The 434-nt window shown below is 58.8% G+C and carries 1 protein-coding gene; it reads left to right on the top strand.

Annotated features, from left to right (window positions below):
* Positions 1–21 precede the first annotated feature (21 nt).
* Positions 22–357, top strand: a complete 336-nt coding sequence (locus D7X99_RS42055) for a phosphoribosyl-ATP diphosphatase (protein WP_121782595.1) — start codon at positions 22–24, stop codon at positions 355–357.
* The last annotated feature ends 77 nt before the right edge of the window (positions 358–434 follow it).

The raw sequence follows: 434 nt of genomic DNA, 5'->3' as shown, positions 1-434 counted from the left end.
CCATTTATCAAGGGCACAACCATGAATGACACCCTCGCTCGCGTGGCCGAGGTGCTGGAGTCCCGCAAGGGCGCTTCGGCAGACAGCTCCTACGTTGCCAGCCTCTACCACAAGGGTTTGAACAAGATTCTGGAGAAGGTGGGCGAAGAGTCCGTGGAAACGATCCTCGCCGCCAAGGACGCCGAGCGCAGTGGCGACTGCAGCGATGTCATCTACGAGACCGCGGATCTATGGTTCCATAGCCTGGTAATGCTCGCGGCGCTGGGCCAACACCCCCAAGCCGTGCTGGATGAACTCGAACGCCGCTTCGGCCTCTCTGGCCACGCGGAAAAAGCAGCCCGCACGCCGTCGGCCTGAACCTCATTCTTTTACGGAGTTGCCCATGTGTATCTTTGACTGGAAACACTGGATCGTCATTCTGATCGTGGTTGTAC

It is taken from the genome of Corallococcus sp. AB032C (genome assembly GCF_003668935.1).
In the GTDB taxonomy this organism is placed as follows: Bacteria; Myxococcota; Myxococcia; order Myxococcales; family Myxococcaceae; genus Corallococcus; species Corallococcus exiguus.
This window is presented reverse-complemented; position numbering and strand designations above follow the sequence as displayed.